General features: G+C 62.9%; 9 protein-coding genes. 7 read left to right on the top strand and 2 right to left on the bottom strand.

Annotated features, from left to right (window positions below):
* Positions 1–135: 135 nt before the first annotated feature.
* The 6 genes from FHR22_RS11055 (at position 136) to FHR22_RS11030 (ending at position 8,778) form a co-directional block, all read left to right on the top strand.
* The gene (locus tag FHR22_RS11055) at positions 136–990 is read left to right on the top strand and encodes a helix-turn-helix domain-containing protein (RefSeq protein WP_166941999.1); all 855 of its coding nucleotides are present in this window, start codon (positions 136–138) and stop codon (positions 988–990) included.
* A 249-nt stretch (positions 991–1,239) separates the two neighbouring features.
* A complete protein-coding gene (locus FHR22_RS11050) occupies positions 1,240–2,565 on the top strand; it encodes an LLM class flavin-dependent oxidoreductase (protein WP_166941996.1) in 1,326 nt (441 codons plus the stop codon).
* Between the two features lie 165 nt (positions 2,566–2,730).
* Positions 2,731–3,975, top strand: a complete 1,245-nt coding sequence (locus tag FHR22_RS11045; RefSeq protein WP_243853699.1) for an MFS transporter — start codon at positions 2,731–2,733, stop codon at positions 3,973–3,975.
* 47 nt (positions 3,976–4,022) lie between these two features.
* The gene (locus FHR22_RS11040) at positions 4,023–4,763 is read left to right on the top strand and encodes a hypothetical protein (protein WP_166941991.1); all 741 of its coding nucleotides are present in this window, start codon (positions 4,023–4,025) and stop codon (positions 4,761–4,763) included.
* A gap of 124 nt (positions 4,764–4,887) precedes the next feature.
* Positions 4,888–7,083 carry a TonB-dependent receptor gene (locus tag FHR22_RS11035; protein WP_166941989.1) on the top strand — a complete coding sequence of 732 codons (2,196 nt, stop codon included), beginning with the start codon at positions 4,888–4,890 and terminating at the stop codon, positions 7,081–7,083.
* Positions 7,084–7,236: 153 nt separating this feature from the next.
* The gene (locus tag FHR22_RS11030) at positions 7,237–8,778 is read left to right on the top strand and encodes a class I adenylate-forming enzyme family protein (RefSeq protein ID WP_166941987.1); all 1,542 of its coding nucleotides are present in this window, start codon (positions 7,237–7,239) and stop codon (positions 8,776–8,778) included.
* Positions 8,779–9,065: 287 nt separating this feature from the next.
* Here FHR22_RS11030 and FHR22_RS11025 read toward each other — a convergent pair whose 3' ends face one another.
* Together FHR22_RS11025 and FHR22_RS11020 are read right to left on the bottom strand one after the other, a co-directional pair.
* Complete coding sequence (locus FHR22_RS11025) at positions 9,066–9,758, bottom strand: response regulator transcription factor (protein ID WP_166941985.1); 693 nt, start codon at positions 9,756–9,758, stop codon at positions 9,066–9,068.
* Complete coding sequence (locus tag FHR22_RS11020; RefSeq protein WP_166941983.1) at positions 9,755–11,203, bottom strand: sensor histidine kinase; 1,449 nt, start codon at positions 11,201–11,203, stop codon at positions 9,755–9,757. The genes FHR22_RS11025 and FHR22_RS11020 overlap by 4 nt, the downstream gene beginning before the upstream one ends.
* A gap of 338 nt (positions 11,204–11,541) precedes the next feature.
* Between FHR22_RS11020 and FHR22_RS11015 the strand changes: the two genes are divergently transcribed.
* Entirely contained in the window at positions 11,542–18,573 is a 7,032-nt protein-coding gene (locus tag FHR22_RS11015) for an autotransporter outer membrane beta-barrel domain-containing protein (protein WP_166941981.1), read from the top strand.
* The last annotated feature ends 98 nt before the right edge of the window (positions 18,574–18,671 follow it).

The raw sequence follows: 18,671 nt of genomic DNA, 5'->3' as shown, positions 1-18,671 counted from the left end.
GATATTACCGATACGTAAGTCAATGTTTCCATGTCGCCTCGCTTGGCCCTGCCATCGACGTAGAATGTACGTATCATCCACGCTGGCGCTACCGATCCGTTGCAGGAGGGGGATTTTTCTCGTCATTGAAAGGGGATGCTGCTAAGCGAGAGGCTCGGCATCTCGCCGATCGCATCCGCTCGAGTGAACGGCAAGCATACCAAGGTCGAAAACATGTCCTCAATAGCTGAAACCGACAACAAGCGCGACTTGGGCGGTGCCCCCGACGAAGGCCCGTCCGAGCGGAGTGCCTGGCGCCGCGATTCGGCTGCGCATGATGTCAGTGCACGGTTGGGTCAGCGGATCCGGCAACACCGTGAGGCCATGGGAATGTCGCTCGCGGTGGCAAGCAAGGCGACAGGAATTCCCGCCGCGACGCTCTCGCGTATCGAGAACAACCGCATGGCTCCAACCATGCCGGTCGTACTGAAGCTGATGGCGGGGCTGCGGATTACATGGGCTGGCTTGATGGCGCCGCTGCCGCCAGAGCCGCACGAATCCCAGATCAGCATTGCCTTGCCGGGCGAAGGAGAGGTGATCGACGTACAGGGAAACACCTATACCGTACCTCACGCCACGAGCCGGCTTAACCATCAGATCCAGCCCGTAATCTTCGATATCAGCAGCAAGACGGTCGAGGAGGCGGGCGGACTTAGAGGCCACAGCGGCACCGAGCTTTGCTATGTCCTGTCCGGTATTTTGGTCATGCATTTCGTAGATCGCGCGCCGGCTGAGCTCGGGGTCGGTGCGAGTGTGCTATTCAACGGCGAAATTCCGCACGCTTATGTGGCTAAGGGGCGGGGGCCGACGCGCGTGCTGCTGTTCAACGCGATCGATCCCTTAATGCGCGGCGCGGACGAGATGAAACCGTTGATCTCCACATTGCGCCAGTCTCTCGCCGCTACCGCGCCGCCGGTCGGCTTTTCCGACGATTTCGCCGGCGTGCCCTGACCCGGTGGGTCGACGCGGTTTTTGATCTGCCGGTTACCGAACCGGAAGATGCGCAAGCTGCTGCCATCCACTAAGTTCGACCTGAGGTCCGCACTAAGTGGGGCATGTGCGGGCGGATGGTGGTAAAATTCCAGCAGGAAATTTGCTCACTATATATCAATTGACTTACCGATCCGTATTGACATACTCAGCTCCATCGATGCATTGATGGTTGCCCCTTCAATCCATCTCCCTGCAGAGGAGGTTCGGATGCGATCTGGTCAAATGAAGTTCGGCGTGATGCTCGACGGGATAGGCGGGTCGCATTGGGGCTGGCGAAGAGCGCATATCGATCCAAAGGCCAGCACCGACATCGACGCCTTTATCGCGGAAGCCCAAAGTGCGGAGGCGGCCAAGGCCGACTTTCTTTTCATTGCTGACACGCTCTCGATCACGGCCAAATCGTCGCCGCATTTCCTGAACCGGCTCGAACCGATGACGCTGCTTGGAGCACTGGCTTCGCATACGAAGCACATCGGGCTGGTTGGCACGCTGTCGACATCCTTTACCGAACCGTTCACCGTTGCGCGTCAACTGGCTTCGCTCGATCGCATCAGCCAAGGCCGCGCGGGCTGGAATATCGTTACCTCGGCGCTCGAGGGGGCGGCCCACAATCATAGCCAGGAAAATCTTCCCCCTGTTGAAGACAGGTACCGGCGCGCGCTTGAGCATGTCCGGGTCGTCGAGGCGCTTTGGGATAGCTGGGAGGATGACGCCTTCGTTCCGGACAAGGCGACGGGCGTGTTTTTTGACCCATCGAAGCTGCATCCGCTAATGCACCAGGGCGAGTTTTTCCGTGTTGACGGACCGCTGAACATCGCCCGTTCGCCGCAAGGTCATCCGGTGCTGTTCCAGGCGGGGGCTTCCGACGGAGGGCGCGATCTCGCGGCGAAGACCGCAGACGCCATTTTCGGCCTCGCGCGGACGGTCGAGGACGCGAAGGAATATTGCGATGACGTCAAACGGCGAGCGGTCGGATTTGGTCGCTCCGCTGACGACATCGTCTTCATGCCGGGCCTCGACGCGATCGTCGCGGAAACAGAAGAAGAGGCAGAACGCAAATATGCCGAAGCCTGCGCCTATGTCAGCTACGAGGAGAGCTTGGGGTGGATCAGCTTCTTCTTCAGCTATCATGACTTCAACCAATATGACCCGGATGCGCCCTTTCCCGAGCTGGGGAACCTCGGCAAGAATTCCTATCGGAGCGTGACCGACTATCTCAAACGTATCGCCAGAGAGGAAAAACTTACGCTGCGTCAACTCGCCCGCAGGTTCGCCATTCCGCGCACCGATTTTATCGGCAGCGCCGAAAAGGTAGCCGATTCATGCCAGCGCTGGTTTGAAGCGGGCGCGGTCGACGGTTTTCTTCTCAGTGCATCGGTTGGCCGATTACAGGATTTCTACGATTTGGTCGTCCCGATCTTGCAGAAGCGCGGATTGTTCAAGGAGGACTATGAGGCCAGCACCTTCCGTGGTCATCTGGGGCTTCCTGCCGTTCCCAACCGCCATGCGCAAGCCCGCGAAACTTTGCGCTGACGCCTGAAAGACGGAAAGGTCGAACCGGTGCCGTCAATCGCGCTCCCCAGCGGGCTACATAGCGAAGAGACAGGCTGCAGCATCCAGACGGCTATCGGCGCAATCCTCAACGATGCCCGACCCGCCGCGTCGCATCGGCGGATATTCTGGTTGATATGCGCAGTGATGTTCGTCGATTTCTACGATCTGACGATGGGAGGTGCGATCGCCGCCAGCTTGCTGCGCGACGAATGGACGACGCTCGCGCTGAACTCGATGTTCTTCTCGGCCGCGGGGGGCGGGGCGGCCGTCGGGGTATTCGCCGCGGGCTTTCTGGCCGACCGGATCGGCCGCATCAAGGTTCTCCAACTATCCCTCGCGCTGATGACATTCGGCACGCTGCTCTGTGCCGTTGCACCGACGATGTGGTTCCTGATCGCCTCCAGAACGCTCGCCGCCATCGGCATGGGCGCCTTGCCGACGATCGGCTATGTCTATCTCAGCGAAGTCTTGCCGGCGCGCGTCCGCGGCTCTTGGGTCAGCGGTCTCGGCGTCATCGTCGCGGCCTCCAGCAGCGTCGCTTCCGTCGCCGCTTTCTATTTGCTCCCTATCGGCGCGTGGCGCCTGATGTTCTTCATGCCGGCAGTCGCGGGCCTGCTGCTCGCTGTCGCTCTTCAGCTGATACCCGAATCGCCACGCTGGCTCGCCGCGCAAGGAAAATTGGCGAAGGCGACCGATGCGCTTGCGAGGATCACGGCTGAGCGGGCGCCGTTATCGATCAAGTCGCATACCGCGCCAGTGACCACCGTGGTCGTTTCCCCATCAGAGATATCCGCAAAGGCGAGCGCCCTTTTTCGAGCCCCGCTTTTCTGGCGGTTGATCCTTGGAGCCGGACTTGCCGTCGGGGCGACCGTCACCAGCAACAGCGCGGTGGCGTGGATGCCGACGGTGCTGCTCGCGAGCGGATCGGTTGCCCGCGGGCTTGGCGACAATCTGGTGATCATGCTTGGCGCGCCGCTCGGGAGCGTCGTGGGATATTTCATCATCAATCGCGTGAGCCGGCGCGGGGCGATCGCCGCGACCTCGATCGCAGCCTCCTGTCTTGCGGTGATTTGCGCCTATCTGGACCGCGGGTCCGGGCTCGTCCCCGTGGCCTTGATCCTGATGGCTTCGATCAATCTCGTCTGCACGTTGATCCTCGGCGTCTATTTGCCCGAGCTGTTTCCGACGTCGCTGCGCGCGCGCGGAAGCAGTTTTGCACTGACGCTATCGCGGCTCGTCCTGATCGCCGCTCCTTTTGGTGTGGCGATGATCCTGACCGCGTTCGGCGGAATGGGCTTCATGTTCTTCCTCGCGGCTTGCCTGCTCGGGATAGCGCTTCTTGTCGTCTTGCTCGGGGTGGAGACTGCAGCGACGCCTCTCGCAGACTGAATGGACCAGAATCCGGCGTCCGGCGCACCCATATTTGGAGTTTCTTTATGCAGGTAATCGATCCCGACGATATTGAGCCGACAGTGAATTTGTCTTCCGCCGAGCACCGCGACGGCCGCCAGGTCCATCGCCGCATCCTCTCGCGGCTGCGGGGAGGACCGGCAAGCATCGATATCGGTTTCAACCGATCGGCCGCCGGGCTCGATTACGCAATGCCCTATGCATATAATCGCGACGAATATTGCTACACGGCAGCAGGCTGCGCGCGCATGCAAAGCGATGGCGAAGTGGTCGATTTCGCGGCTGGTCTGTTCATGTGGAGGCCCGTCGGCGCGGCGACCCAGAGATTCACGGTTACGTCGCCCTATAATTCGATCTGCGCGTTCAGTCCTGCTCGTACCGAGGCCTGGGGCCATCTGCTGCCGCAAACGCAGATCGGCGATCCCGCGGGCATGCCCAATCGACCGCGGCCGCAGTTCCGAAACCCCGCCGACGTGGCGCCGCTCGTGACCACCGAACCGGGGGTGATGCATCGGGTGATGTTCGACACCCCGGGCATGGAGTTTTCGCACATTGTTTTGACCAGCGGCGTGCGCGCACGCCTTTCCGAGACGCACCGCGACCAGGTCTATTATCTCGAGGCGGGAGCCTTGTTCGTGTCGGGAGAAACCGGCGCGGCCGACGTCGACGAAGGCCAGTTCCTTTTCGTTCCCGCGGACGAAAACTTCGATGTTCTGGAAGCGAAAAGCGATTCCACGCTCATCCGCTGGTCGACGCCCGGAGCATAGCCGGTCCCTGCAACGCGCATCGAATTACCGATACGTAAATTTCAATTGACTTACGGATCGGTATTAATCAGACCTCTGCATGCCGACAGGAGAATCCGACCGGCACAGGCAGAAGGATCTGGCCATGCGCGCAATCGTTTTTACTTTGGTGGGTATCGCGGCGCTGACCCTTACTCCACCGAGCTGGGCGCAGGAGCAGGAGAAGCCGGGCTCGCCGGAGCAGCCGTCCGCTCCCTCCAGCTCTTCCGAGAATCCCGATGTACGGGGCGGCCTGTCGGATATCGTCGTTACGGCGCAGCGACGCGAGCAGTCGCTCCAATCGGTTCCCATCGCGGTGCAGGCCTTTTCGGGGGAGCGGCTGCAAGCGTCAGGTATCGAGAATACGGCCGATCTTGCTATGGTCACCCCCGGCCTCGTGGTCGTTCGCGGCGTCGGGCTGAGCTCACCCTTCCTGCGCGGTATCGGAAGCTCGAGCAATGGCCCAGGCGTTGAAAGTCCGGTCGCGACCTATGTCGACGGCGTCTATTATGGTTCGAAGGCGACCGCGATGGGCAGCCTCGCGAATGTCGAGCGCGTCGAAGTGCTCAAGGGGCCGCAGGGAACGTTGTTCGGCCGGAACGCGACGGGCGGCCTGATCCAGATCATCACGCGCGATCCCTCTTCGACCCCCGGATTTACAGCCAAGGCGGGGTATCAGAATTACGCAACCGTAACGGCCAGTGGTTATGTAACCGGAGGCCTTGCCCAGGATGTGTCGGCCGATCTCGCGCTGGACTATCGCAACCAGGGCAAGGGATGGGGCTTCAACACGGTGACCGGCACCGATGTCAACGTCAGCGACAGTTTTCTCGCGCGCTCGAAAATCTTGATCGAGCCCGGCCCCGATACCCGCATTGTGCTGTCCGGTGACTATGGCGAGTGGGATTCGGACACCGGCCTTGCAACCCGCTTCGCCGATGGGTTTCTGGGGAGCAACGGGCAACCTTATGTTGGGCCTCGCTACGGCGTCCAGGCCAGCTTCGACCAGTTCTTCCGGTCGAGGGCGGGGGGCGTCAGTCTGACCGCAACGCACAGCTTTGACGACATCACCTTGACCAGCATCACTGCCTACCGGCGTTCCAATTACGCCTTCGCGTTCGATGGCGACGGAACGGCGGCACCGGTACTCCGTTTCGAAACCGCGGTTCACGAGCGTCAATTCAGCCAAGAGCTTCAGCTTTCCGGAGGGTCGCCGGACGCGCTCGAATGGACCGCCGGCGCCTATTTTTTCGACGCCAATGGACGGCAGTCGGTCTTGTTTTCGGGGACCAGTTTCCCGACGCTTATCACCCGCGCGGTTTACGGCGCGCAGTCGACGCGTGCCTATGCCGGCTATGCCCAAGGCACCTATTCAGTTGCCGAGGGCACGCGCATTACATTGGGCGCGCGCTACAATTCGGAAAAGCGGGGTCTTTCGGGCGACGTCATCCTGACAGCGCTTGATGGGACTGTAACCCGTCCCACCATCGTGCCGGACGGCACCGATGCAACCTTCAACAAGCTGACTTGGCGCGTCGCTGTCGACCATGATCTTGCGGAGGATGTTCTCGCTTATGCGAGCTACAACCGCGGTTTTAGAAGCGGGGGGTATAATCCGAGCAATCTCACCAACCCGCCTTTTCGCCCCGAAGTGCTCGACGCCTATGAGCTTGGCTTCAAGTCGAGTCTGTTCGATCGCCGACTTCGCCTGAATATCGCGGCCTTCTTTTACGACTTTCGCGACATCCAGCTCAGCCAGTTCGTGCTCGGCGTCCAGACCGTTCGAAACGCTGCCCGCGCCGAAGTCTATGGTCTGGACGTGGATTTCGAGGCGCTCGTGACCGAGCGGCTTCGTCTCTCGGGCAGTTTCGAATATCTGAAGGGCGAGTATAAATCTTTCCCCGGCGCGGCTTTTGCGGTGCCGCTTCCGGCGGGAGGAAATGCTGTCGTAATCGGGGACGCAGCGGGGAAGGAGCTGATCCGGTCGCCGCGCGTGACCGGCAATGTCGCGGTCGATTATTCGCTGCCGCTCCAATCGGGCCTGACCGCCGATTTCAATGTCACCTACACCTATAACGACGGCTTCTTCTGGGAACCGGATAATTATCTGTTCCAGAAATCCTACTCGCTGGTGAACGCCCGCGCTTCGATTAGTTTCGACGATCACCACAAGATTTCGGTCTGGGGCCGCAACCTCGCCAACAAATATTATGCGACGACCGCCTCGGCGGCGAGCGTCGGCACCGTGGCATCTCCTGGCGAACCGCGGACCTATGGTGTGACACTCGAAACGAAATTCTGAGGCGCAGCAGCGGCCGCCGTGCTGCCGGGAAGCCGATCCGGACATGGATATCCAAAAATATAAAAATGGGAGGTTGATTTGAATTCCGTCATTACAGATCCGGTACGGCGCGCGTCTCGATGCGCCCTCGCACATGCTTCGTCGTAGAGCCTGATGTCGTTGCTCCAGGCGATGCGCCGGCACGCCCGTTTCCGGGCGCGCGAAGTCGCGATGATCGAGGGCGAGACGCAGCACGACTGGCGCCGCTTTGAAGACCGCGTTCTGCGGCTCGCCGAAGGGCTGCGGTCCCTCGGCGTGGGGCGCGGTGATCGCATCGGAATTCTCGCTCTCAACAGCCGGGCCTATCTGGAGGCCGAGTGCGCGATCTGGGCGGCTGGGGCCGTCATTGTGCCGATGAACATCCGGTGGTCGACGGCCGAGAATGGCTATGCGATCGAGGATTCGAACATTCGCGTCCTGTTTGCCGACCGCAATTTTCTGACCGAGGCTGAATTGCTTCGGACCGCCCGCGACGATTTATTGATAGTTGGCATCGACGCCGAAGGCGCTGCCGGAGATGTTGTCAGCGAGCAATTGATCAAGGCCAGCGATCGTGCGCCAGAGTATGAGCCGGCACCCAAGGATCTTGCGGGTATATTCTATACCGGCGGTACCACGGGCCGCTCGAAGGGCGTGATGCTTTCGCACGGTGCGATGTGGATCAATTCGATCAGCGTCGCCATGGCGACAGGTATCGGCGAAGAAGATCGCCTGCTGCATACGGCGCCGCTCTTTCATGTGGCTGGCGGCATCATGCTGCAGGCCGGCCTTGTCAGCGGCAGTACGCATATATTCATGCCGCGCTTCGTCGCCGACCAACTGGTCCGGAACGTCGAACAACAGAAGGTCACCAAGCTCCTCATCCTTCCCACGATGGTGCAGATGATGATGGAAGATAAGACCTATGCGCCAGCGAAGCTGCAGTCGCTCAACGGACTGCTCTTCGGCGGCTCCCCCATGCCGGAGCCGATCCTGGCGAGGCTGAAAGAGGATCTGCCTCAGGTTTCACTGGTCCACACCTATGGTCAGACGGAAATGGGACCCGCGATTTCGTTCCTGCATCCGCGCTGGCAGTTCGTCGGTAGTCCCAAGGGTCTGTCGGTGGGTACCCCCTTCACGACCGTGGAGGTCAAGGTCGTCGATGCGGACGGCCATCCGGTTGCCTTGGGTGAGGTCGGGGAAATTTGGGCACGGGGCCCCGGACAGATGACCGGATATCTCAACAAGCCCGAGGAGACCGCGAAAGCGATAACCGAAGATGGGTGGGTTCGGACCGGTGACATCGCCTATCAGGATGAGGACGGGTTTCTCTATATCTGCGATCGCGCCAAGGACATGATCATTACCGGTGGTGAGAATGTCTTTTCAGGCGAAGTCGAGAACGTCATCCTTCGGCATCCGGCCGTGCGCGAGGCGGCGGTGGTGGGAATCCCCGATGACGAATATGGCGAAGCGGTCCATGCGGTGCTTGTGCTTCATGAAGGCGCGGAAATCGAACTTCAAGCCTTGCGCGACCATTGCCGGGCAGAAATCGCTCCATACAAGAGTCCGCGCTCGCTAGAGATTCGCGCGACCTTGCCTTTGTCGCCAACCGGCAAGGTGCTGAAACGTGACTTGCGCGCGCCTTTCTGGGAAAATCGCAGCACCGCCGTGTAGGTCCGTCCGAGCTGATCGCGTTGCGCCGCCACCCGTTCTTGAATCAATCGATGCCTGCGCTGATACCATACTGGATCAGCAGGGTCTGTTCGAATGCGTTGAACGTCAGCCTCGAAATCGTTATTCGATCGGCACAGTCGAGCGACAGCTGAGCGCCCGAAATTGGACGTTCAGTTGGTTCAAAGCTGATCCCGCTTGCTGCCGTTCGTTCTTGCTTCCGTGCCCGCCATTGGGCGTGATTGAAGATTGGAACAGAGGAAATTTGGAATGCGTAGCTGATCCGAAGCTCACTCCACCATTACGGGGGCAGTAAAGGTGTAGCCGACACCATAGACGACCTTGATCGCCGACGGGAGTTGGGTGGCGCTTTCGATCTTGCGCCGCAGCCGGCTGACGATGGCGTCGAGATGGCGATTGTCGAACTGGACCCGCGGCCTGGAGAGGGCCTCTACCAGTTCTTCACGGCGGCAGACTTCGCCCTTTTGCTGACACAACAAGGTCAGAAAGGCGAACTCGGTTGCCGTCAGTTTCAGCGCCTGGCGGTTCGGCGCGATCAGCCTCCAGTTGCTGGCGTCCAATATCCATCGATCGGCATCGTTCCCGAGCGCCGGCGGATTGGCGGTGCGCCGCAACAAGCTGCGTATCGCGGCTTCGATTTCGCGCAAGGTGCTGTGTTTGACGAGATAGATGTCGGCGCCGCTGTCGAAACCCCGGATGCGGCTGTCGCTGTCGCCGAACGCGGTCAGCATGATGATGCCGCAGCGATGCGCTGCACGGATTTCGGTCGCCAGGTCGAAGCCATTCCCGTCGGGTAGCCCGACGTCGAGGATGATGATCGCGGGGGCAGGGCCTTCCGTCAGCGCCTGCCGCATCGCCTGTGCGGTTCCGGCCGTTGCAACCGCGAAGCCGCTCAACTCCAGATAATCGCCCAGATCCTGGCGCAAGCGCGGTTCGTCCTCGACGATCAGGATTTGCATCATGCCGCGACCTCTTCCGACGGGAGCCGGTCAGGCAACCCTTTCGGTAAGGGGATGTGTATGATGGCGGCGGTTCCCCCCTCGCCATTGGGGGCGAGTTCTAAGGTGCCGCCGTGGTAGGCGAGAAAGCGTCGCGCCGAATAGACGCCCAGGCCGGTCCCCGTCGCCGCTTTGGCATTGGATGCGCGAAAGAAGCGGCGCCCGACCTTGCCCGATTCGGCATCGGGAATACCCATGCCGCGATCGCGAACCTCGATCACCATCCATCGGCTCTCTTTTCGGACCATGATATGAACCGATTGATCGGCGGGCGAATATTTGAGGGCGTTGTCGACCAGGTTGATGACGACCGTCGCCATCATTTCGGAATCGGCAAGGAACACGATGTCCGGATCGTCGACAGCGATATCCAGGCGATCGCCGCGATTGGTCATTCTGAAATGCGTCTGGACTTGCGCGATGATCGATCCGATTCGGACCGCTTCGGGCTGGAAACTGTGATCGCGGTCGTTCGTCATGAAGCGATCAATCAGCGAAAACAGGCGATTGAGCGCTTCGTCGATACCGGCAAGCCGTTCGCGGGTCGCCTGCGGTGATTTGTCGCCGACGAGGCTGATCATCTCCGCCGCGTTGCGGATGATCGCGAGCGGGGTGCGGAATTCATGGCTGACGATGCGCATGAAATCGGCCTGCTCCTCGCGCAATGCGCGTTCGGTCTCGAGACTTGCATGCAATTGGCTTTCCAGCCGCCGCCGCTCGACCACCTCGCGGGACAATATTTCGTTCTTTTCGCGCAGATCGGCCGACAGCCGCGAACTCACCATGAACAGCAGGCAGGCAAAGAGCGCGATCAGGAATAAAGTGCCCTGCAGCAGATACCAGGAGTTGCGGTCGGCGAGGATCGGCGCGCTCTGAAAGCTGGCTGGCAGCTGGAGCTCGAAGATGCTCTGGACGATGCTGGCTGCCATATATTCGGCGAGCACCGCTATCGTGGTCCAGCGCAGTAGTGGGGGCTGCGTCCGGTCGCGTGCGAGGCCGAGGCACATCAGCGACATCAGGACGACCGTGAAGAAGGTCGATGCGTGGATGCGGATTGCGATATTGCCCGGATCTTCGGCGACCGCGCTGTTCCAGACGATGATCTGGAAAATGAGCAACGAAATGCCGACCCAGCTATAGCGCGGTTGCCCCAGAAAGCGCGCCAGGCCCTCGGCGAGCAGCACAAGCCCGAGTTTGATGATCGTGTTGTGAAAGATGATCTCCCACGCCGCGGGCTGATCCTGCCGCATGATCATCAGCAGCACCCCCACCGCGATTGCGACAAAACCCGCCGCCAGAAATTTAAGCTCATAAAGATGGCGCCACGCGCGCCAGACAAAAATCCAGACGACCGCCTGAAGGCTCGCCGTTGCCAGCGTGACGACCAGAATCGTCTTGAGATCAAGCATGTCGGCGCGTGCGCATGAAACAGCCTTTCTCGATTTCCTGCCGGGACTCAATGGCTTGTAGTTTGGGCGACCGCGTCGGCGGGATCAAGCATTGCAAGAATTGGTCAGAATTCATCGGAATTGATCGGTGGAACTGGCTGCTCCCCAGGATGTATCTTTGGCGGGTTCGATGCGGCGTCGACGATATTCCAATTACCTGATCAGAAAAGGAAATTGGGAACGGGCCGATCCGGCGCAATGGCGTGGATCGCTTGTAGAAATTTCCGGGTCCCGTCGCCGAACGGGGCAGCGGCCGGCCACTTTGGTGGCGACGGCCATGATCGTGCGGAGAATCCATCATGCCCGTCCCCCCGACCCCGAAGCGTCACCCATCGAAACGGCCGCTTGGCCTTCTATGCTCGACGGCGCTCGCCGGGGTGGCGGTGCTGGCACTTTCGGCCTGCCCCGTGCAGGCGCAGTCGCTGCCGTATGCGAAAGGCGGGGCGGGTGCCGCAGGGACGTCGGCTGGCGGCAACGGCGGCGATCCCGGGCAGGCCGGGCAGGATGGCGAGGGCGCCGGTGCCGGGACGGGCGGCACCGCGGGCGCGTCTCCGGGCGCGGACGGTGGCAATGGCAACTTGGGTACGGACGCCAGCGGCGGCGGCGGCGGCGGCGGCGGCGCGCATGGCGGGGTCCTTACGGGCGATCCGACCGGGGACATGAAAGGCGGCGATGGCGGCAGCGGCGGCAGCGTCGTTTTCGGTGGCAGAAGTGGCGGGGGCGGGGGCGGGGGTGCCGGCGGCGATGGCGCTATATTTGATGGCGATCTGGCCGCGACGATCTCTATACAGGCTGACATCGCGCTGTCCGGTGGCAATGGCGGCGCGGGTGGTGGTCCCGTCCTCGGCGATGGCGGCGGGGGCGGCGCCGGCCTCTCCTTCTCCGGCGGTACGGTGAAAAATGCAGGTTCGATCAGCGGCGGTATGGGCGGTCGTTCCAGTAACCCCGCGGCCGGTATCGGTGGGAACGGGCTTAATTTCTCCGGAAGGGCGGTTGAGAATATAGGCGCAATCAGGGGCGGCGTCGGTGGCGGCGACGGCTTCCAATATAGCGGTAGCGATGGCGGTATCGGCCTTTTCTTCACCGGCGAAATGGTGACGAACGGCGGCGCGATCAGCGGCGGCGATGGCGGCGCGGCCCGAGGCGCTAGCGGTGCGGGCGGCGGCGGCCTTTCCTTCACCGGCGAGACGATGACGAATAGCGGCACGATCAGCGGCGGTGACGGCGGGCTCGTCACCCAGGGCGATTACGGCGACGTCGTGGGCGGTGGCGGCGGCGTGGGCCTTGCCTTCAGCGGTGCGGCGGTGATGAACGAGGGCGGGATCAGCGGCGGCGATGGCGGCGCGATCCGCGGAAACGCCTCGGGACTCACCATCATTGGCGGTCTCGGTGGTGAAGGCGTCGCCATGGGTGTCGGAACGCTGACCAATAGCGCCACCATCACCGGAGGTAACGGCGGCAGCCAGCTGGATGATGATGGGGCACCGGGGCGTTACCCATTTAACGACGGCGGCGACGGCGGCATTGGCGTGCGCGGGACCGGCTCTACGGTCCTCAACAGCGGATCGATTGCGGGCGGTGTCGGCGGCGTGGGGGGAAACGACGGCAGCGATGGGGCGGGGGCTGCGGGCATCGCCGGGTCGGACCTGACCATTGTCAATTCGGGGACGATTGCGGGCGGCCTGTCGGGCGACGGGAGCGGGCGAGCGTCGGCGATCGTCTTCACCGGTGGAACCAACAGGTTGGAATTGCAGACGGGCTCCGCGATCATAGGCCGTGTCGATGCGACCGCCGCCGGAAGCAATGACTGGCTGGTGCTCGGCGGCGCCGCCGACGGCAGCTTCGATGTCGGCCGGATCGGCACGTTCGAGGACTATCGGGGTTTCGAACATTTCGAAAAGACCGGCGCCGGCACCTGGACGCTGACCGGCATGGGCGCGCAGGACTGGTCGATCGGCGCGGGCTCGTTGAGGGGCGACACGCGCAGCATCGGCGGCGACCTGGCTTTCGGGGCCGGCACCGGCGTCCGCGGCGTCATTTTCGACCAATCGGTCGACGGAAGCTATGGCGGCGCGATGTCGGGCAACGGTCGGCTCATCAAGACCGGCGCGGGCATGCTGACGCTGACGGGCGACAACGCGGTAGCCATGTTCGACGTACGCGATGGCATGCTGCGGATCGATGGCGCGGCGTTGGTGCAGCCGAATTACTCCACCGCGAATAACAGGATCGGGTCGGGCGCGGGCGAGAGCGCCGCGATGGAGATCGTCCGCGGCGGCTCGGTGACCGCGGCCAGCCAATGGGATATCGGATATGACACGGGCTCCAGCGGGAGCGCCACGGTCGCAGGCAATGGCTCCAGCTTGACGAGCAGCTTTCAGATGACCGTCGGGAATGCCGGCGAAGGGAGCCTGGCAGTCGCCGATGGCGGGCTCGCTTCGATCGCCGTCCTCTATCTTGGCGGCGGGAATGGCGGCACTCTGGGACAGGGGACGATGGCGGTCAGCGGCGCGGGGTCTCGGGCGGAGATCGGCACGCTGGGGCTCGCGGTCCATGGCAATGGGTCTGTCGGCGCGATCACCCTGTCGGACGGCGGCGTGCTCGACGTGCAATATGGGATCACCATGGGCCAGGCGAATGCGACCGGCGCGGCCCGGATCAACATTGGCGGGGCCACGACCGACTCTGCGGACGCCGCTGCGGCGGGCACGCTTCATACGCCTCGGCTGATGTTTTACGAAGATAGCGCCAGCCTCAATTTCAATCACACCGACGGCGCCTATGTGTTCGACACCTTGCTGGAGAGCCGGAGCAGTGGGGCGGGATTCGTCCACCATTATGCCGGCAACACCACGTTGACCGCCGACAATTCGGGCTTTTCCGGTGACACCATCGTCGATGGCGGCCGATTGTTGGTGAACAATGTGCTGGGCGGGACTGTCAGCGTGAACAGCGGCGGTACGCTGGGCGGTTCGGGCACGGTGGGGACGACGAGCGTCGGCGATGGCGGGCGAATCGCGCCCGGAAATTCGGTGGGCAAGCTGACGATCGACGGCAATCTGACGCTATCGTCCGGATCGTTCCTTGATTATGAACTCGGCAGTCCGGGAAGCTCGGCGGGCGCGCCGGGGACCGGCGACACCATTGACGTCGTTGGCAATCTGACTCTCGATGGCACGCTGAACTTGGCGCAGAGCGGCGCTGGCGCCGACGGAGCGGCAGGTTTCGGTTATTACCGGATCCTGACCTATGGCGGGAGCCTGACCGACAAGGGCCTTGCGATCGGCTCCACGCCGCCGCTCGCCGATCCCGCGCTGTACCGCCTCGATGCGGGGAGCGGGAATGTCGACCTGTTCATCGGCGCCGTCGGCGACGACCGGTTGCAACATTGGCAGGGCGGCGACGGGGTCTGGAAAGCCGCGAACGAGAAATGGCTGAACCAGGGCAGCGACATATTGGTGCCTTGGGCGGGGCATCATGCGGTGTTCAAAAATGCGCCGGGCGGCTTTGATGGCGGCACCATTACGGTCGAGGGCACGCAAAGCTTCGAGGGGCTTCAGTTTGTCGACAGCGGTTATCGGCTCGCGGGATCAGGGACGCTTCTGATCGACGGTGATGATGCCGAGGTTCGCGTGCTGGCGGGCGAAAGTGCCGAGATCGCGGCGGTGATCGCGGGTAGCGGAGGCCTCAGCAAGACCGAAGGCGGCACGCTGATCCTGCAAGGGAGCAATATCTATCAGGGCGGAACAAGCATTCGCGGCGGCACCGTGTCGGTGTCCGCGGACGCCAATCTGGGCGATGCCGCAGGCGGGATCGCGCTCGATGGCGGCGCGCTGAAAAATACCGCAGCGTTCGCCAGCGGCCGGGCCATCCTGATCGAGGCTGGAGGCGGCAAATTGCAGACCGATGCGGCGCTGACATTGTCGGGCGTTATCTCTGGCCCCGGGATGCTGACCAAGACCGGCGCCGGCACCCTGATGTTGACGAACAGCAATAGCTATAACGGCGGCACGACGATCTCGGCGGGTGTGCTCAACGCTGCGGCGACTGGAGCGCTCGGCGGCGGGCCGGTGAATGTCGTGGGCAGCACCGTGCTTCAAATTTCAGGCGATACCAGCGCCGAAAACCTCGATATCAGCCTCGAAAACATGGCGTCACTGAGATTTGACGACAATGCGTCGGCAGGAACGGCGATGATTGTCAGCGCGTGGGCCATGAATTTCTATGGGACGTCTTCGGCGGGGCATGCGAAGCTCACGACCTCGGGACGGGGGCTTTCCTTCAACACGAACAGCTCCGCGGGCGACGCCACAATCACCGCCCACGCGACCGTCGATTTCTATGGCAATAGCACGGCCGGCAACGCCGTCATTACCGGCGGGCCGGAAAGCGCCATTCGTTTCCATGGCGCCAACACCGCCGATGGGGCCACGGTCAGGGTCGATGCCGGTGGAAGGACCGATATTTCGGACCTCACGGCGGGTGGCATTGCGATCGGTTCGCTCTCGGGCGGCGGCGCGGTCTATCTGGGGTCCAAGACCCTCACGCTCGGAGGGCTTGGCAAGGATGATGTGATCGGCGGCGTCATTCAGGATGGCGGCGCTATTGGCGGCGGCGGCGGTACGGGCGGTTCGCTGGTCAAGACGGGCACCGGTACGCTGACGCTGAACGGCGTTAATAGCTATACCGGGCTGACGACGGTGCAGGGCGGCACGCTGATCGTCGGCGGCGTCGGCCATTCGAGCGCCGCGCTGGCCGGCGATGTTGCGGTGGGCATCGACGCGACGCTGGGCGGTATCGGCACGATTGGCGGCGATGTAACCGTTGAGGGCAGGCTTTCGTCGGGCAATTCGCCGGGCACGCTGACGATCGGCGGCGATCTGTCGCTCGCCGCGAGCACCCGCCTGGATTTCGAATTTGGCGAAGCCAATGTTCCGGGCGGCGCGCTCAACGATCTTGTGGTCGTCGGGGGCAATTTGATCCTCGATGGCACCATCGACGTGACGGTGCCGACGGGCGGCGCTTTTGGCATCGGGGTGTACCGCGTCTTCAACTATGGCGGGACGCTGACCGACAACGGCCTCGATTTCGGGACGTTGCCGGCAGACAGCCATGTCACGCTTCAGACGTCGATCGCGGGGCAGGTCAATCTGGTCAACGCCGATATTGTGAGACTGAGTTTCTGGGACGGCGCGGTCGGCCCGAAGAATGACGGCGCGATCAATGGCGGCAATGGGGTGTGGCAGGCGAGTGCCGGCAATGATCATTGGACCGATGCCTCGGGGGCGGTGAATGCGGCCTATACGGACGGCGCTTTCGCCGTGTTCGGCGGGACGGCGGGGACCGTCACAGTCGACGATGCGCTCGGCGCAGTGTCTGTCGCGGGAATGCAGTTTGCGGCGGACGGCTATGTCATCGTCGGCGACGGCATCACGCTCGACACGCCGCAGACGGTGATCCGCGTCGGCGACGGCAGCACTCTCGGCGCGGGCTTCAAGGCGACGATCAACGCGGCGCTCGGCGGTTCGGTCGAGCTGGTCAAGACCGACGCAGGGACCCTGATCCTCGGCGGCACGAACAGCTACACCGGCGGCACATTGATCAACGGCGGCACGGTTCAGATTGCGCGCGACGACAATCTCGGCGCGGCGGGGGACAAGGTGACGCTTGACGGCGGGACGCTTGCAACCAGCGCCGACCTCTTGAGTGACCGCGAGATGGCGATCGCGGGCCCCGGCACCATCGCGACCGCCGCCGACACGCGCTTCACTTTCGGTGGCCAGTTCACGGGCGCCGGAGCGCTGACCAAGGCCGGAGCGGGCACCTTGCTCGTCACTGGCAACAACGATGGCTTCGGCGGTGCAACCAATGTCACGGCGGGAACGCTGGCGGTGCAGGGCAGTCTCGGCGGCGCGGTCAATGTCGCCTCGGGCGGACGTCTCGAGGGCGGCGGCCGGGTCGGCAGCCTGGTCAACAGCGGCGTCGTCGCACCGGGCAGCAGCATCGGGACGCTCACGATCGCTGGCGACTATGAAGGCCGTGGCGGGGTGCTCGAGATTGAGACCGAACTGGGCGGCGATAGCTCGGTGTCCGACCGTCTCATCGTCGGCGGCGCAACCTCGGGCAGCACGACGGTTCGCGTCACCAACCGTGGCGGACTTGGCGTGCCGACCGTCGAGGGCATCAAGATCGTCGATGTCGCGGGCGCATCGAACGGCAGCTTTGCGCTTGTTGGCGACTATCTGTTCGGCGGCCAGCAGACGTTGATTGCGGGTGCTTATGGCTATCGCCTGGTTAAAAATGGCGTCGCCACCCCGCAGGATGGCGACTGGTATCTACGCTCGGCGGCTGAGCCCGGAAGCGGGGGACCGCTCTATCAGCCCGGGGTTCCGGTCTATGAAGCCTATGTCGGGGCCTTGCAGGCGCTGAACGGCCTGCCGACGCTGCAGCAGCGCATCGGCAACCGCTCGTGGGCGGGGACGTCCGGCGCGGATGGCACCGGCATCTGGGGTCGCTTCGAATCGCAGCGCTTGCGCCCGGAAGCAGCCTTCACGACCAGCGGCGGCGATCAGAGGACCGACGGCTGGCAGGCGCAGATGGGCGCCGACGCGACGCTCGCCCGGCGCAGTGATGGTGCGACGCTCGTTGGCGGGATCAGCGCCCATTATGGCACCGCCGACACCGCGGTCGCGTCGCTCTTCGGCAACGGATCGATCGACACCAAGGGCTATGGCGTCGGGGCGTCGTTGACCTGGTACGGGCCGTGGGGCTTTTATGTCGATGGCCAGGCGAAGCTCAGCTGGTTCGAAAGCGACCTCAAGTCGGACGTGCTCGGCGCGCTGATCGAGGGCAATGACGGCAAGGGCCGCGCGTTCAGCGTCGAGCTGGGCAAGCGTTCGCAGATCGGCGGCAACCTGACGGTCACGCCGCAGGTCCAGATGACCTACACGCATGTCGGCTTCGATCGCTTCGCCGATCCGTTCGCGGCGGCGGTGTCGGCGGACAAGGGCGAGAGCCTTAAGACGCGCTGGGGCGTGTCGCTCGACCATCAGCAAAGCCACGGCGCGACGGGCGAGGAGCGCCAGACCCACGTCTATGCGACGGTCAACCTCGCCTATGAATGGCTGGATGGTGCGCGCGTCCTTGTGTCGGACACGGCGATCGAGAACCGCGGCCAGCGCCTGACGGGCGAGCTTGGCCTTGGCGGCAGCTATAGCTGGGGCGGCCGCCGCTTCACCCTCTACACCGAGGTCGCCGGCGACACCGCGCTCGCCGACTTCGGCCAAGGCTATAGCCTCAAGGGCACCGCCGGGCTGCGTATGCGATTCTGAGTGGACGATGTGGAAAGCCCAATTTGAGGAGGATGCCGGATGTAGTGTGCGAAGGCGACCATCCGAACCCCTTCGGCTAACGGCGGCAATTTGGCATT

This window comes from Sphingopyxis panaciterrae (genome assembly GCF_011762125.1).
Taxonomy (GTDB): Bacteria; Pseudomonadota; Alphaproteobacteria; order Sphingomonadales; family Sphingomonadaceae; genus Sphingopyxis; species Sphingopyxis panaciterrae.
The sequence above is the reverse complement of the archived record's forward strand: the minus strand, read 5'-3'. Positions and strand labels throughout refer to the sequence as shown.

Coding starts and splice junctions, on each gene's coding strand:
- FHR22_RS11055 (WP_166941999.1), top strand. CDS start 136: ATGCTGCTAAGCGAGAGGCTCGGCATCTCGCCGATCGCATCCGCTCGA.
- FHR22_RS11050 (WP_166941996.1), top strand. CDS start 1,240: ATGCGATCTGGTCAAATGAAGTTCGGCGTGATGCTCGACGGGATAGGC.
- FHR22_RS11045 (WP_243853699.1), top strand. CDS start 2,731: ATGTTCGTCGATTTCTACGATCTGACGATGGGAGGTGCGATCGCCGCC.
- FHR22_RS11040 (WP_166941991.1), top strand. CDS start 4,023: ATGCAGGTAATCGATCCCGACGATATTGAGCCGACAGTGAATTTGTCT.
- FHR22_RS11035 (WP_166941989.1), top strand. CDS start 4,888: ATGCGCGCAATCGTTTTTACTTTGGTGGGTATCGCGGCGCTGACCCTT.
- FHR22_RS11030 (WP_166941987.1), top strand. CDS start 7,237: ATGTCGTTGCTCCAGGCGATGCGCCGGCACGCCCGTTTCCGGGCGCGC.
- FHR22_RS11025 (WP_166941985.1), bottom strand. CDS start 9,758: ATGATGCAAATCCTGATCGTCGAGGACGAACCGCGCTTGCGCCAGGAT.
- FHR22_RS11020 (WP_166941983.1), bottom strand. CDS start 11,203: ATGCTTGATCTCAAGACGATTCTGGTCGTCACGCTGGCAACGGCGAGC.
- FHR22_RS11015 (WP_166941981.1), top strand. CDS start 11,542: ATGCCCGTCCCCCCGACCCCGAAGCGTCACCCATCGAAACGGCCGCTT.